Annotated in this window: 14 protein-coding genes and 2 tRNA genes; all 16 read right to left on the bottom strand. The window is 43.9% G+C overall.

Annotated features, from left to right (window positions below):
- Positions 1 to 140: 140 nt before the first annotated feature.
- Positions 141 to 229: transfer RNA gene (locus tag HED67_RS06795), tRNA-Ser, on the bottom strand.
- A 50-nt stretch (positions 230 to 279) separates the two neighbouring features.
- Positions 280 to 365: transfer RNA gene (locus HED67_RS06800), tRNA-Ser, on the bottom strand.
- A gap of 109 nt (positions 366 to 474) precedes the next feature.
- Complete coding sequence (ispD, locus tag HED67_RS06805; RefSeq protein ID WP_178441728.1) at positions 475 to 1,176, bottom strand: 2-C-methyl-D-erythritol 4-phosphate cytidylyltransferase; 702 nt, start codon at positions 1,174 to 1,176, stop codon at positions 475 to 477.
- Positions 1,176 to 2,201: a tRNA (adenosine(37)-N6)-threonylcarbamoyltransferase complex transferase subunit TsaD gene (gene tsaD / locus HED67_RS06810; RefSeq protein WP_178441727.1), complete on the bottom strand. Its 1,026-nt coding sequence runs from the start codon at positions 2,199 to 2,201 to the stop codon at positions 1,176 to 1,178. The genes ispD and tsaD overlap by 1 nt, the downstream gene beginning before the upstream one ends.
- Before the next feature lie 2 nt (positions 2,202 to 2,203).
- Positions 2,204 to 3,115 carry a ribonuclease Z gene (locus HED67_RS06815; protein ID WP_221717835.1) on the bottom strand — a complete coding sequence of 304 codons (912 nt, stop codon included), beginning with the start codon at positions 3,113 to 3,115 and terminating at the stop codon, positions 2,204 to 2,206.
- A 57-nt stretch (positions 3,116 to 3,172) separates the two neighbouring features.
- Positions 3,173 to 3,415: a hypothetical protein gene (locus tag HED67_RS06820; protein WP_178441725.1), complete on the bottom strand. Its 243-nt coding sequence runs from the start codon at positions 3,413 to 3,415 to the stop codon at positions 3,173 to 3,175.
- A 65-nt stretch (positions 3,416 to 3,480) separates the two neighbouring features.
- Positions 3,481 to 3,933 carry a ribosomal protein S18-alanine N-acetyltransferase gene (gene rimI / locus HED67_RS06825; protein ID WP_221717836.1) on the bottom strand — a complete coding sequence of 151 codons (453 nt, stop codon included), beginning with the start codon at positions 3,931 to 3,933 and terminating at the stop codon, positions 3,481 to 3,483.
- Entirely contained in the window at positions 3,930 to 4,643 is a 714-nt protein-coding gene (gene tsaB, locus HED67_RS06830) for a tRNA (adenosine(37)-N6)-threonylcarbamoyltransferase complex dimerization subunit type 1 TsaB (protein WP_221717837.1), read from the bottom strand. Before tsaB ends, rimI begins: the two co-directional genes overlap by 4 nt.
- Positions 4,640 to 5,077: a tRNA (adenosine(37)-N6)-threonylcarbamoyltransferase complex ATPase subunit type 1 TsaE gene (gene tsaE, locus HED67_RS06835; RefSeq protein WP_221717838.1), complete on the bottom strand. Its 438-nt coding sequence runs from the start codon at positions 5,075 to 5,077 to the stop codon at positions 4,640 to 4,642. Before tsaE ends, tsaB begins: the two co-directional genes overlap by 4 nt.
- A 36-nt stretch (positions 5,078 to 5,113) precedes the next feature.
- Positions 5,114 to 5,614 carry a YcxB family protein gene (locus tag HED67_RS06840; protein WP_178441721.1) on the bottom strand — a complete coding sequence of 167 codons (501 nt, stop codon included), beginning with the start codon at positions 5,612 to 5,614 and terminating at the stop codon, positions 5,114 to 5,116.
- A 33-nt stretch (positions 5,615 to 5,647) separates the two neighbouring features.
- On the bottom strand, positions 5,648 to 7,789 hold the full coding sequence (locus tag HED67_RS06845) for a Tex family protein (RefSeq protein WP_221717839.1): 2,142 nt from the start codon (positions 7,787 to 7,789) through the stop codon (positions 5,648 to 5,650).
- Positions 7,790 to 8,048: 259 nt separating this feature from the next.
- Positions 8,049 to 9,254 carry a homoserine dehydrogenase gene (locus HED67_RS06850; RefSeq protein ID WP_221717850.1) on the bottom strand — a complete coding sequence of 402 codons (1,206 nt, stop codon included), beginning with the start codon at positions 9,252 to 9,254 and terminating at the stop codon, positions 8,049 to 8,051.
- Between the two features lie 32 nt (positions 9,255 to 9,286).
- Entirely contained in the window at positions 9,287 to 9,730 is a 444-nt protein-coding gene (locus HED67_RS06855; RefSeq protein ID WP_215631288.1) for an ACT domain-containing protein, read from the bottom strand.
- Between the two features lie 84 nt (positions 9,731 to 9,814).
- Positions 9,815 to 10,943, bottom strand: a protein-coding gene (gene prfB, locus HED67_RS06860; protein WP_408639818.1) for a peptide chain release factor 2 whose coding sequence is annotated in 2 segments (ribosomal slippage) — positions 9,815 to 10,879 and positions 10,881 to 10,943 — 1,128 coding nt in all. Because the reading frame shifts where the segments join, the coding sequence is not laid out codon by codon here.
- 103 nt (positions 10,944 to 11,046) lie between these two features.
- Positions 11,047 to 13,650 carry a preprotein translocase subunit SecA gene (secA, locus tag HED67_RS06865; RefSeq protein ID WP_178438696.1) on the bottom strand — a complete coding sequence of 868 codons (2,604 nt, stop codon included), beginning with the start codon at positions 13,648 to 13,650 and terminating at the stop codon, positions 11,047 to 11,049.
- 182 nt (positions 13,651 to 13,832) lie between these two features.
- Positions 13,833 to 14,360 carry a ribosome hibernation-promoting factor, HPF/YfiA family gene (gene hpf / locus HED67_RS06870; protein WP_178438699.1) on the bottom strand — a complete coding sequence of 176 codons (528 nt, stop codon included), beginning with the start codon at positions 14,358 to 14,360 and terminating at the stop codon, positions 13,833 to 13,835.
- Positions 14,361 to 14,752: the final 392 nt, after the last annotated feature.

A 14,752-nucleotide genomic window follows, 5' to 3' on the forward strand; every position in this document is an offset into this window, starting at 1 on the left:
GCTAGCTGTTATCTCTTCCCGTTTTACTTTGGTTTGTGTTCTTAAAAATTCTTTTTAGGAATTTTCGGGATTGTTTTATTATTAAACTGTCAATGTTCGTTCTCACTCAGTCAACCAGTTCTCCTTTGGAAAATACCAAACGGAGAAGGAGGGATTTGAACCCTCGCGCCGCTATTAACGACCTACTCCCTTTCCAGGGGAGCCCCTTCAGCCTCTTGGGTACTTCTCCAAACAAGCTGACTTACAAGCGATATTTAATTAGTATCCAAGCGGATACAGCGGAGAAGGTGGGATTCGAACCCACGGCCCCTTGCGGAGTCACTGGTTTTCAAGACCAGCTCCTTAAACCACTCGGACACTTCTCCATTGCGTTGTTCCTTTCATGGAAGGTCTCACGCGACAATAGATATATTATCATCTCAAAAGCTAAATGTCAACAACTAATTTTACTTTTTTTCAAAAAAATTACAACAATTACAAATTATCCAAAAAAGCCTCTGCAATCACCAGATCTTCCGGTGTTGTGATCTTGATATTGCGGTAATCTCCCTTTAATAGCCTGATCGGATGACTGGTATATTTTTCAACCACCATAGCATCATCTGTCATTGTGCCATCCATGGCCTCTTCCCGCTTCCTGTAAGCTTCCAATACCAGGGCATACGAAAAACTTTGCGGCGTCTGAATCTGCCACAATCTGGAGCGATCCGGTGTATCAGCCACATAACCATTGTCATCCGCCACCTTAATTGTATCTTTTGCAGGCACAGCTGTAATGCAGGCTTTTGTTTCCTGCACACAGTTAATATTGGCATTAATCAATGTTCTTGAAATCAACGGTCTGGCTCCATCATGAATAAGGACGTAATCACACCCTGACAAAGCCTTTAAACCTTCATAGACGGAATCATAGCGCTCCTTGCCGCCCGCTACAACATCACGCACCTTTTTGAAGCGATAAGCCTCCACAATCTCTTTGCGGCAGTAGTCAACTTCATCTGCTCCCGTCACAAGAATGACCTCGTCCACCTCAGAATCTTCAAATGCCTGAAGTGTATAGTAAATCACCGGACGGTCTTTAATCAGAAGATACTGTTTATGCACAGCAGTTCCCATTCTTTTGCCGCTGCCTGCTGCAAGAACAACCGCTGCTGTTCTTTTTCCATCCGCTGTCATTATGCCTTCTCTCCAATCTTCAGATTTGGTACGGCGTTTAAATCAAGCCCGGCTCTTTTGCCATTCAGAAAATCGTAGTAACCTGCCGCACCGATCATGGCTGCGTTATCTGTACATAATAATGGAGATGGTCGGTAGAATTTGATATTGCGTCTGCTGCAGGCCTCTTCCATTGCACCGCGGAGTGCGCTATTGGATGCAACACCTCCGGCAAGAGCAACTTTCTTTATATTGTATTCCTTTGCAGCCTTCATTGTATGTTCAACAATAACATCAACAATCGCTTTCTGGAAAGAGGCTGCCACGTCCGCTCTGTTGACTTCTATATTCTTCATATGACACTCGTTCAGATAATTCAGAACAGCTGATTTGACGCCGCTGAAACTAAAATCCAAAGGTGCTCCCTGAATATGTGCTTTCGGGAATGTAATCGCATCACCGTTGCCTTCTTTTGCCAGCTTATCCACCTTCGGTCCGCCAGGATATCCCAGACCAATGGCTCTCGCTACTTTGTCAAAAGCTTCTCCCGCAGCATCATCATGAGTCCTGCCAATAATTTCATACTGCCCATAATCTTTGACCAGGACAAGATGTGTATGCCCCCCGGATACCACCATACATAAAAAAGGTGGTTCGAGATCTTTGTTTTCAATATAGTTGGCAGAAATATGTCCCTCGATATGGTGAACCGGCACTAATGGTTTACCTGATGCATAACTGATTGCCTTGGCTTCTGCCACACCTACCAATAAAGCGCCCACAAGTCCCGGTCCATAAGTAACAGCAATGGCATCAATATCATCCAGTGTCACTTTTGCCTCTTCCAAAGCTGCGGTAATAACCGGATTGATTTTCTCGATATGTTTTCTTGATGCAATTTCAGGTACAACGCCACCGTATAATTTGTGCAGCTCGATCTGGGAATAAATAATATTTGACAACACATCACGGCCATTTTTTACAACTGCAGCTGCAGTTTCATCACATGAACTTTCAATGGCCAAAATTAAAACATCTTTATCCATTTTTATGACTCCTCAAAATTCAGTTCCAGCGACTTCTTATCCTTGCCCGGATAAGAATTCTGGAAAATCTGACGTACATCTTCAATATACTGCTCCGGTCTGTTCAATGCCGGACTGTAATGGGTCAGCCAGAGTTCTTTGACGCCGGCCTGCTTTGCCAGTCTTCCGGCTTCCTCAAAAGTCATATGCTTATATTTGACCGCATTATTGACATCACCTTTTTCACCATACATACCTTCACAGATAAAAAGATCCGAATCCTTGGCATTTCTGACAATGCTGTCCGTCGGTCTGGTATCTGTTGTATAGGTCACTTTCAGTCCTTTTCTTGCCGGCCCCAGAACAAGTTCCGGAAAGTACACACGTCCGTCCGACTCTATTGTCTCACCCTTCTGCAGCCTGCTCCAGAACCGCATCGGAACGTCATTTTGTTTCGCCTTGTCAACCTCAAACATACCTGCACGCTCAATAGATATACTATATCCATAGCATGTGACGCGGTGGTTAACTTTAAATGCATCTATCACATATCCGCGAAGACGGATCTGCTGCTGCGGCTCCGTCAACTCGATAAACTTAATTTCAAATGGCAATTCCGGAGCGATCACTCTCAGTGCTTTTACAACACGCTCCAGACCTTTTGGCCCGATCATGGTCAACGGTTCTGTTCTGTCAGAATTACTCATAGCCAGCAGGATACCCGGCAGGCCGCTGATATGGTCTCCGTGGAAATGGGTAATGCAGATAATATCAATCGGTCTGAAGCTCCATCCCTTTTCTCTAATAGCAATCTGTGTACCTTCCCCGCAATCAATTAATAAACTGCTGCCATTGTAGCGCAGCATCAACGATGTCAGCCACCGGTACGGCAGCGGCATCATTCCTCCTGTTCCAAGCAAACATAAATCCAGCATATCATTCCTCTTTCTATCTATCACCCTCCGCCAAGGGCTCCGGCACAATGTCTATTTTTACATCAATTCCGTCTGTTCTGCCACATCTGGCGGATAAAGCCATGACTGTATCATTTTTTCATAGCATTTTTCACATATATGAAAATGGTGGATACAGCCATCCCACTTTGAAAAATATCCCCATGCCTTGCGCACATCCAGAAAAGCCGCCCTGTCACTCTCGTCAACAGCTGCAATCTGCTCTCCGCAGCAATTACATACGAATACTTCTTTTTTAATTATCTCATCGTATTTTTTCATAGAAGCCTCCCCTGTTTTCCCAATAATGATCTTTGTCGACAAGGTCTATTATACAAAAATACGTTTCATTCGTCACCGGCAATACTTTCCATCTGCATGATCAGGGCATTTTCCCTCGGGCAATCATAAAAATTTTTGCGGATACCGATGCTTTTAAATCCAAGTTTCTCATAACAGTGCTGTGCCGATAAATTGCTTTCCCGCACTTCAAGAATAAAAAAGTGAACACCCTTTTTCTTTTCTTCCTCAATCAGTGTCCGAACCATTCCAGCTCCGACTCCCTGATTCTGATCTTTTTTCCTGATGGCAACATTGACAATTTCCGCTTCATCCAGTGCTCTGTAAGCCCCACAGTAGCCAATAATCTCTTCCTGCTCACTGACAGTAACAACAAAATCCGCCTCTTTTTGATCCAACGTATCCCGAAAAGCATTTTCCGTCCACGGATCACTAAAAAGACTTTCCTCAATCATCACTACCTGCGGCAGATCCCTGAGCTCCATTTTTCTTATGATCATACCTTTTCCTGCCCTTTTTTGGCAGCCAGTTCCCTTTCTGCCTGCGAAAGGCGGAGATAATCCGGCTGATGATCCGCTGCTGATTCATATCTGCCTTCATGATAATATTGAAGCGCCAGTGCACCAAGGGCACCTGCTCTCTGCTGACTCAGATGAATCGGTGCATAGCTGTGCGGTACCTGAATATGTTCTTCTATATAAGCTTTAAATCCCGGCACCCCGTCTCCCAGAAAGATCACCTTGCGTCCCAGCTGATTGATCTCATCAACTATCTCACTGAGCATCACCGCTTTCTGGCCTGAAATGCACTTCATCTGATTATCCTCAAAAACATATAATCCTGTATACGTCTGATTTCTGCGGGCATCCATCAGTGGGCACACCACTGCATCTGTTCCAAACAGATTATAAGCGATGGCATCCACCGTAGGCACGCTGATAATCGGAATATTTAATGCCAGGCCAAGTCCCTTGGCTGTTGCGGAGCCGATTCTTAAGCCGGTAAAAGAACCCGGGCCACCGGAAACCGCAATGGCATCCATCTCCCGAATCGGCATACCGATCATCTTCAATAATGTGTCCATCATAGGCAATAATGTCTGCGAATGGGTCTTTTTAAAATTTGTTGTATATTCCCCCACCAGTTTTTCTTCGGTTACCACTGCAACTGAAGCCACCATGCCGGAGCTCTCCAATACTAATATCTTCACAGCAATTCTCCTTCCGCCTCGATTGTAATCATTCGATAATCAAAACCTTTTTCAAGTACCTTTTCTATCTTCACTGTCCGGTAATGGGGCGGAAGAATTTCTTCGATCAGATTGGCCCATTCGATCAGGCAGACGCCTTCACCGAAAATATACTCATCAAATCCGATTTCTTCCATTTCTTCCACATCACCAATTCGATAAACATCAAAGTGATAAAACGGGATTCTCCCCTCATCATAAGTTTGAACAATCGTAAATGTCGGACTACTGACCGGTTCTGCAATACCGAGTCCTGCTGCAAATCCCTGGGTAAACACGGTTTTGCCAACGCCAAGATCGCCAATCAGGCAGATAACATCTCCTGCCTTGGCCTCCCTGCCCATCTGCTCACCTATTTTATATGTTTCTTCCGCACTAAATGTTTCTATCTTCATAATCTGACTCTCTCGATTTTTAATTGTCCTGAGCAATTATTTCACTTTTATTTTTCCTGCATCAATATGTTTCTTTAAGAAAGCTGTCACAGCGTCATACTGCACCCCCAGCTGGTCCTTCGGCCAGATATAAGCACGAGCTGCGGTCATATAAACCACCAGTTCCCGGCCGTTATCTTTGACTTTAATGATCTGGTTCCATTCAATATCCGCCTTTTCTTCTCCAAGGCATACTGAAAGGTGCTCATCTGACAAAATATATTCCAGACCGCCGCCCAGAGATTTGTTCCTCTGGATCTGTGCCTTTGCCTTTGTCCTCAGCATCAGTGGATTAATAACGGTAAACAGCACTGCAATGATAAAATAAAGCATCTTGGCAGTTGCATCTGTCACATTCCATCGGGTAATCAGCAATACAAGTGAACCAAGGCTGAGCACCAGGCCTATGATACCTGCAGGCTTGCTGTAATAATGATGCATCATAAAATAGTAAAGATCATTCACTTTTAATGTAATCTTAAATTTAATCTCGTCCATTTTGCCTCCTTGTATCTAATCTATAATAGTATATTAATCAAGAATCATTGTCAACTGAATACGTTTCTTCGCCAGGTCAACAGACATCACTTTGACTTCCACCACATCACCGACACTGACCATTTCCATTGGATGACGGACAAATTTTTTATTCGTCAGCTGTGAAATATGCACCAATCCGTCCTGGTGAACACCGATATCCACAAACACACCAAAATCAATGACATTTCTGACTGTGCCCTTTAAGATCATGCCCGGTTTCAAGTCTTTCATTTCAAGGACATCCGTGCGAAGTACCGGCTTCGGCATATCTTCTCGCGGATCCCTTCCCGGACGTCTCAGTTCATGGACAATATCATGCAGCGTAATCTCACCAATCGATAATTTTTCCGCCATCTTCGCATAATCTTCAATTCGGACAGGAATGCTTCCTTCACGAAGTTTTTCAGGTTCTATTCCCAGCTCTGACAGCAGTTTCTTAACAGCATCATACGCTTCCGGATGAACGCCTGTATTGTCCAAAGGCTGACTGCCGTCGCTGATGCGCAGGAAACCTGCACACTGTTCATAAGCTTTCGGTCCCAGCTTCGACACTTTCAGCAATTGCTTTCTGTTGTCAAACCGACCATTTGCTTCCCTGTAAGCCACGATATTTTTGGCTACTGTTTTGCTGATGCCGGAAACATATTCAAGCAATGATGCAGAAGCCGTGTTTAAATCCACGCCGACTTTATTCACGCAGTCCTCAACGGTACCAGACAATACTTCTGACAGTTTCTTCTGGTTCATATCATGCTGATACTGTCCGACACCAATGGCTTTTGGATCAATCTTGACCAGTTCAGCCAATGGATCCTGCAATCGTCTTGCAATGGATGCCGCACTTCTCTGGCCGACATCAAAATTCGGAAATTCTTCCGTTGCCAGTTTGCTGGCGGAATAAACACTGGCACCTGCTTCATTAACGATCACATAGGCCACCTTCTCAGATATTTCTTTCAGAAACTCAACAATCACCTGCTCGGATTCTCTGGAAGCAGTTCCATTTCCAAGGGAAATCAAAGTAATCCCGTACTTCTTAACCAGCTTTTTCAGAACTTCTTTGGCCTGATCAATTTTTTTCTGCGGTTCTGTCGGATAGATCACAACTGTGTCCAAGACCTTTCCCGTTGGATCCACAACAGCCAGTTTACAGCCTGTTCGAAATGCCGGATCCCATCCAAGAACCGTCTGTCCTTTGATCGGAGGCTGCATCAACAGCTGATGCAGATTCTTTCCGAAAACAGTCATAGCCCCCTCTTCAGCCTTTTCTGTCAGTGCATTTCTTACTTCGCGCTCCACAGCAGGCGCGATCAGTCTGCGATAACTGTCCTCCGCTGCTGCTTCCAACATCGGTGTTGTATATGGATTTTTCTGATGGACAACCTGCCGTTTCAGCCATCCGATCAGAGATGCCTCTGGTGCTTCAATAGTAACGTTGATAATCTTTTCTTTTTCTGCTCTGTTGATAGCCAGAATTCTGTGTCCCACAATTTTTGACACAGGTTCCGAAAAATGATAATACATCTCATAAACAGATTTTGTCTGATCATCCTTTGCCTCCGACACAAGGCAGCCTTCTTTTTCAAACTGCTGACGGATCCACATGCGGTAGGCTGCTGTATCTGCAATATTCTCAGCCAGAATATCAGATGCACCTTCCACAGCTTCTTTGATATTGGCCACGCCCTTTTCTTCGGATACATAAACTGCTGCTTCTTCTTCAACGGAATGCTTGAGATTCTGTGCCATTACAGCTACCGCCAGTTTTTCCAGGCCTTTTTCTTTGGCGATCATGGCTCTGGTCCGGCGCTTTGGACGATATGGACGATATAAATCATCCACAACTACCTGTGTCTGGGCCTCTTCAATCTGTTTCAGCAAAGCATCTGTCATCTTTCCCTGATCCCGGATCGTTGCGATCACCTGCTGTTTCTTGTCTTCAAGATTTCTCAGATATACCAGACGTTCATATAGTTTTCTCAGTATTTCATCATTGAGTGCCCCTGTCTTTTCTTTACGATAACGGGCAATAAATGGAATGGTATTGTCTTCATCTATCAACTGTACAGCCGCCGTCACCTGCCATTTCTCAACACCAAGTTCACTGCTCAGTTTTGCTTCAATATCTATCATACTTCTCTCCTTATTGATTGTTATATTTGATTTGAAAAGAGATGCAACAGGGCTGCAGCAAAATAATATTATTCTTGCCGCAGCCCCGATCACTTTTATTTATTATTTGGTAACTGTTCAGAGCCAAGCAAAATTTCAAAAAACAGGTATAAAATGCTTACATTTTTAAGACTGTTTTTGAAATTTTATTTGGCGGATACGCCACACCGACGAAATGCGTAGCATTTTGGAGGTTGGCTCTGAACAGTTACATTATTTGTTAATTCATGAAAATACGTGCAATGAAGCCATCCAGCTGTGATTTCTTCTCTTCAAAAGTCTTCACTGTCATTGGTTCTGTCACAAAACCATACTCATCCTTAACACCTTCTGCATGGCAGATGTCCACATCACCGAATAAATCTTTCACCTGATCCTCTGTGCCATTTTTCACACGAACAAAGAATCTGCTCTGATAGCATTCATAATCAGAGAGCTTCAGTTTCTGTGGCTGCCAGATGGTCATAATATGAGTGCCCATATGCTTGACTGCATCCACCACATCAGAAACAACTGCACTGGCTGTCGGAAGTTTGCCGGCGCCCTTGCCGTAGAACATCACATCACCCAATGCGTTGCCCTTCACAAGGATAGCATTAAACACATCATTCACACTGTAAAGCGGATGATCCTCTGCAACCATCATTGGTGCAACAAGAGCAAACAGACCGCCTTCTTCTCTTCTGCTCGTTCCCAGAAGCTTTATGCCCATATGCATCGCTTTGGCATATTTGAAATCTGTCTCTGTAATATGTGTAATTCCCTCTGTATGGATATCTTCATAATCCACCTGCTTGCCACAGGCCAGAGAAGTTAATATTGCAATCTTACGGCAGGCATCATAACCTTCCACATCTGCCTCAGGATGACGTTCCGCATAGCCTTTGTTCTGTGCTTCTTTCAGAACGGCATCATAATCCGCACCCTCTGTATCCATCTTTGTCAGCATGTAATTTGTTGTACCATTCAGAATGCCTGTGATCTCATCGATCTCATCTGCTGTCAGGGACTGATTCAATGGACGAATGATCGGAATACCGCCGCCGACACTGGCCTCAAAAAGGAAATTAACATTCTTCTCATTGGCAATGGCCAGCAATTCTGCACCACGCTTAGCCACCAGCTCCTTGTTGGAAGTTGCTACACTCTTACCTGCCTGAAGTGCTTTCTTGACAAATGTGTAAGCCGGTTCAACACCGCCCATCACTTCTACAACAATTTTCACATCCGGATCATTCAGAATCGGCTGATAATCATGCACAATCTTCTCCTGTATCGGATCTCCCGGGAAATCTCTAAGATCCAGGACATATTTTACATCAATTGATTCACCTGCGCGCTTTGTAATTGTCTCGCGGTTCGTTGTCAGAACCTCTACCACGCCTGAACCTACTGTACCATATCCTAAAACAGCTATATTCACAATAATCTCCTCCTGCACTCAGACCTGTGCTGTGTCTATTCTCTTCCGAGTATTTTTATGTCATGAATGCCTTTCATGGCATTCAGTCTCTCCACAAGTGCAGAAAAATCTCCTGTTGTCGGCAAAATGTCGATACTCAATGTCAATGATGCTACACCATTGATCGGGATTGCCTGATGAATCGTCAGTATATTGGCATGATAATCTGCAATCTTACCCAATATTCCAGACAACAATCCAGGCTCATCATCTAACTGTATGCTCAGTGTGATGGTCCGTCCATGGACATTCTCATGAAAAGGAATAATATCATCTTTGTACTTATAAAAAGAACTTCTGCTGATACCCGTGGCATCTGTTGCTTCCTGTACAGTCATCGCCTTCTCGGAATCGATCAGACGCTTTGCCTCCACAACCTTCAGTAAAACTTCAGGCAATGCCCGTTCCTTTACAATGTAATATTTGCCACTTTTATCCATAAAATCCACCTTTTGTTCGCATAGGAAATACACTTGTTTTTACTAGAACGATAGTAGCACAAATTATCCCCCATTGCAACTGTTTTATTGCTCCTGCGGCTGATTTTTTAAAAGATTGTTCCACTTCAGGTAAGCATTGATAAAAAGATCGATATCTCCATCCATCACCGCATCCACATTGCTGCTCTCGGCACCTGTACGATGATCCTTGACTAGTTTGTAAGGCTGCATGACGTATGAACGGATCTGACTTCCCCAGGCATTGTCCTTGACCTCACCGCGAATACCTGAAAGCTTCTCCTGATTCTCCTGCTGCTTGAGAAGATACAGTTTGGCTTTCAGCATCTGCATCGCTTTATCTTTGTTCATATGCTGAGACCTTTCGTTCTGGCACTGGACAACAATCCCTGTCGGCAAATGTGTAATACGAATCGCCGAGGATGTCTTATTGATATGCTGACCGCCGGCTCCGCTGGAACGGTACGTATCAATTCGAAGATCATCATCATTGATCTCAATATCCAGATCCTCTTCAATATCCGGCATGACATCGCAGGATGCAAAAGATGTCTGCCGCTTGCCTGCTGCATTAAACGGTGAAATACGCACCAGACGATGAATGCCTTTCTCACTCTTCATATAACCATAGGCATTCTCACCGGCAATTTCAACAGTTACGGACTTGATGCCGGCTTCTTCACCATCCAGATAATCCAGAACAGTCGTCGCGAAGCCATGCTTCTCAGCCCATCTTGTATACATACGAAACAACATACCGACCCAGTCACAGGCCTCCGTACCGCCGGCTCCGGCATGCAGTGTGACGATGGCATTGTCTCCATCGTATTCTTCTGAAAGCAGTGTCTTAATTCTGAGATGTTCAAAACGTTTCTCAAAATCTACCATGGCCTCCTGAACTTCCGGAATCAGAGATGCATCATTCTCTTCATAGCCCATCTCCAGCAAAGTTTCTACATCTTCCCATGCTGTCTCAAGGCGATGATATTCTTCAACAGTATCTTTTAAATTCTTTAATTCCTTCATGGAGTTGTTGGCTTTGTCTGCATTGTCCCAAAAACCAGGTTCCTCCATCATACGCTCTAATTCTTCGATCCTTGACTTCTTACCAGCCAGGTCAAAGTGAATCCCCCACTTCTTTTAATGGTACGGCATAGCCGTTCAGAGCAAATTTAATCTGATCGAATTCGACCACCAAAATCACCTCTTTCTATATGTCAGGGCACTTTTACAGGCCCTGGTGCAAAATCGTGTCTGCAAAGCAGGCACGATTTTTATTTAAATTCCCACCGGCCACATTACTGATTGCGGCCACAGCAGTTCTTATACTTGATCGGACGTCCGTCCGGATAACACTTGCCGCATGGGCAAGGATCGTTCGGCTGAACTTTCTTGTTCTTTCTCTGAACAGGTTTCTTTGGACCTGAATCGTCCTTGTTGGTTCCTGTCACTTTCACTTCCTGTTTGCGCTCCACTTCCGGTTTCTTGCGGATGTGCAGCATGATCATCACAATATCCTTGGAAATCGCTGCGATCATTTCATCAAACATCTGAATACCTGCATAACGATATTCAACGACAGGATCCTTCTGTGCATAAGCCTGAAGAGAAATACTCTGTCTCAGCTGATCCATATCGTCAATATGGCTCATCCACTTATTGTCAATGACTTTCAGCAAGAAGACACGCTCTACCTCACGGAATGTCTCCGCAGAACCTGTTTCCTCTGTAATCTCCTGTTCTTTCTTCGCATACAGATCTTTGACCTGTTCTGTTACTTCATCAACCAGACGATCTATTGTATACCCCTTATAATCATCCTTGTTCATGGATAATGGCTTAATCGGTGCAATCGGCAGTAATGTACGGTTCAAAAGCAGAAGATTCCACTCTTCCGGTGCCTGTCCTTCATCAATCACATCGTTGACCTCTGCCTTGATAACATCACCGATCATACGGACGATCTCATCATGCATATTCTCGCCCTTTAATACACGGCGGCGCTCTTCATAGATCAGTTCTCTCTGCTCGTTATTCACCTGGTCGTATTCCAGCAAATTCTTACGAATGGCAAAGTTGTTGGACTCAATCTTCTTCTGCGCCTTCTCAACAGCATTGGAAAGCATCTTATGTTCAATAGCCATCCCGTCTTCATGAGACAGTGCATTAAACACCTTCATCATCTTATCTGAACCAAACAGACGCATCAGATCATCTTCCAGAGAAATAAAAAATCTTGTATCACCCGGATCTCCCTGTCGTCCGGCACGGCCTCGCAGCTGATTGTCGATTCGTCTTGATTCATGCCGCTCTGTACCAATAATCTTCAGACCGCCCAGTTCAGCCACACCGTCACCGAGCTTGATATCCGTACCACGACCAGCCATATTGGTAGCGATGGTTACCGCACCTCTTTCACCGGCATGGGCAACAATCTCAGCTTCCTTCTCATGGAACTTCGCATTCAGAACAGTGTGCGGAATGCCTTCTTTTCTCAGACGATTGCTGATTTCTTCAGAGCCTTCGATGGTAATTGTACCAACCAGTACAGGCTGTCCCTTCTTATGTGTCTCAATAATTTCTTCGACGATGGCATTGATCTTCTCTCTGTGTGTACCGAATACAAGATCATCATGATCCACACGAATAACCTTCTTATTCGGAGGGATCTCGATAACATCCAGACCATAAATCTCACGGAACTCTTCCTCTTCTGTCAGAGCAGTACCTGTCATACCTGCCGTCTTGTTGTATTTATTAAAGAAGTTCTGCAGTGTGATCGTTGCCAGCGTACGGCTTTCACGCTTCACTTCCACGCCTTCCTTTGCCTCAATTGCCTGATGCAGACCGTCAGAATAACGTCGGCCAGGCATAATACGACCTGTAAATTCATCAACAATCAGAACCTCGCCGTCTTTGACCACATAGTTCTTATCACGGAACATCAGATAATTGGCACGAAGCGCCAGTGTCATAACATGCTGGATCTCAAGATTTTCGGCGTCTGCAAGGTTGTTCAGATGGAAGTAATCCTCTACCTTCTTGACACCCTGTTCTGTCAGAACAACATGCTTCTCTTTCTCGTTGACAATGAAATCACCGGTCTCTTCAATTTCATCGCCCATCATGACTGTCATCTTGTTAATCTCGCCCTTACGTTCGCCCTTTGTCATACGTTTGGCCAGATAATCACATGTGCTGTAAAGTGCCGTTGACTTGCCGCTCTGACCGGAAATAATCAGAGGTGTTCTGGCTTCATCGATCAATACGGAGTCCACCTCATCAATAATCGCATAATTCAGCTCACGCTGCACAAGCTGCTTTTCATAGACAGCCATATTATCACGCAGATAATCAAAACCAAGTTCATTGTTGGTCGCGTAAGTGATATCACACTGATAGGCAGCGCGACGTTCATCAGAATTCATACTGTTCAAAATAACACCGACACTCAGTCCAAGAAAACGATGGACAGCACCCATCCATTCTGCATCTCGATTAGCCAGGTAATCATTGACTGTAACAATATGAACCCCCTTGCCCTCAAGTGCATTCAAGTATGCCGGGAGTGTAGACACAAGTGTCTTACCTTCACCGGTTTTCATCTCTGCAATACGTCCCTGATGCAGGATCACACCACCGATCAGCTGTACTCTGTAATGACGCATGCCAAGAACACGGGTTGCCGCTTCTCTGACAACCGCATAAGCTTCCACCAGAAGATCATCCAGTGTCTCGCCCTCGGACAGACGTTTCTTGAACTCATCTGTCTTTGCCCTCAGCTCTTCATCCGATAACTTCTCCATGGCAGGTCCCATGGCTTCAATTTTATCAACGATTGGATATACCCTTTTCAGTTCTCGTTCACTGTGTGTACCCATAATCTTGCTGAAAATTCCCATATAGTTCTCTCCTAAAATCACTGAATTGTGCGCCCGCTTATATTCCGCCTATCTCTCTGTCACGGCGCACCCGAAACGTGTCTATAACGAATTTATTCTAACACTATATATCGGCATTTGCAAATAAAAAAAGCGTAAAAAAACTGCCAGACCCATTTTGAGTCTGGCAGCAAAAATAAAATCTAGTTCTCCGGCTCGATCAGACCATATGTGTTGCCTTTTCTCTTATAAACAACATTGACTTCATCGGTCTGTGCATTGCGGAATACAAAGAATGAATGTCCGAGCAGTTCCATCTCAACACAAGCTTCTTCCGGATCCAACGGCTTGATGGCAAACTTCTTCGTTCTGACGATTTTCACTTCCTCATCACCATCTGTCTCCATTTCCAGATAAGCCGGCTGGAAATTCTTCCTGCTGTTCTGCTGGTTCGCAATTCTCGTCTTGTACTTTCTCAACTGACGAACAATGATCTCTTCCACAAGATCAATGGATACATACATATTATCACTGGACTGTTCTGCACGAATGGTATGTCCTTTCACTGGAACGGTCACTTCAATCTTCTGACGCTGCTTCTCAACACTTAATGTAACAATCACTTCTGTATCAGGAGTAAAATACTTCTCAAGCTTGCCAAGTTTGTCATATATGGCTTCTTTCAATCCTTCTGTAACTGTGATATTGCGGCCGCTGATGATATAACGCATATAACCATCTCCTTCATCTATATTCCACTGATTACAAATCAGGGTGTTTCTGTCTTACAACTTGTAAAACTATAAAATTATTATATCATAAATACCGATTTTTTCAAGTCAATTCATTAAATTTTCAAAAAATAAATCACTTTTTTGGTTATTATATGTATTTTATTTAGAATTTTTTATGCGATTTTCACTATTATTTGTCAATATTAAAGTCAAGTACTTTCGAGTTTTTTTTTGCAATTTTGACAGTTTTTACGTTTTAGCCAAAACATATATTTGTCTTGTTCAGTAAGATATCCACCATTTTTTCATCCACAAACCTGTGGATAAAGTGGATAACTCTGTGTATAACTTAAAAATGGCGTATTTTCAGCATTTATACCTGTGGATAA

The organism is Pseudocoprococcus catus (genome assembly GCF_019734885.1).
In the GTDB taxonomy this organism is placed as follows: domain Bacteria; phylum Bacillota; class Clostridia; order Lachnospirales; family Lachnospiraceae; genus Coprococcus_A; species Coprococcus_A catus.

What these genes read in the sequence shown, in the direction of transcription:
- ispD (WP_178441728.1), bottom strand. Translation starts at nt 1,176, where the DNA reads ATGACAGCGGATGGAAAAAGAACAGCAGCGGTTGTTCTTGCAGCAGGC.
- tsaD (WP_178441727.1), bottom strand. Translation starts at nt 2,201, where the DNA reads ATGGATAAAGATGTTTTAATTTTGGCCATTGAAAGTTCATGTGATGAA.
- HED67_RS06815 (WP_221717835.1), bottom strand. Translation starts at nt 3,115, where the DNA reads ATGCTGGATTTATGTTTGCTTGGAACAGGAGGAATGATGCCGCTGCCG.
- HED67_RS06820 (WP_178441725.1), bottom strand. Translation starts at nt 3,415, where the DNA reads ATGAAAAAATACGATGAGATAATTAAAAAAGAAGTATTCGTATGTAAT.
- rimI (WP_221717836.1), bottom strand. Translation starts at nt 3,933, where the DNA reads ATGATCATAAGAAAAATGGAGCTCAGGGATCTGCCGCAGGTAGTGATG.
- tsaE (WP_221717838.1), bottom strand. Translation starts at nt 5,077, where the DNA reads ATGAAGATAGAAACATTTAGTGCGGAAGAAACATATAAAATAGGTGAG.
- HED67_RS06840 (WP_178441721.1), bottom strand. Translation starts at nt 5,614, where the DNA reads ATGGACGAGATTAAATTTAAGATTACATTAAAAGTGAATGATCTTTAC.
- HED67_RS06845 (WP_221717839.1), bottom strand. Translation starts at nt 7,789, where the DNA reads ATGATAGATATTGAAGCAAAACTGAGCAGTGAACTTGGTGTTGAGAAA.
- HED67_RS06855 (WP_215631288.1), bottom strand. Translation starts at nt 9,730, where the DNA reads ATGGATAAAAGTGGCAAATATTACATTGTAAAGGAACGGGCATTGCCT.
- secA (WP_178438696.1), bottom strand. Translation starts at nt 13,650, where the DNA reads ATGGGAATTTTCAGCAAGATTATGGGTACACACAGTGAACGAGAACTG.
- hpf (WP_178438699.1), bottom strand. Translation starts at nt 14,360, where the DNA reads ATGCGTTATATCATCAGCGGCCGCAATATCACAGTTACAGAAGGATTG.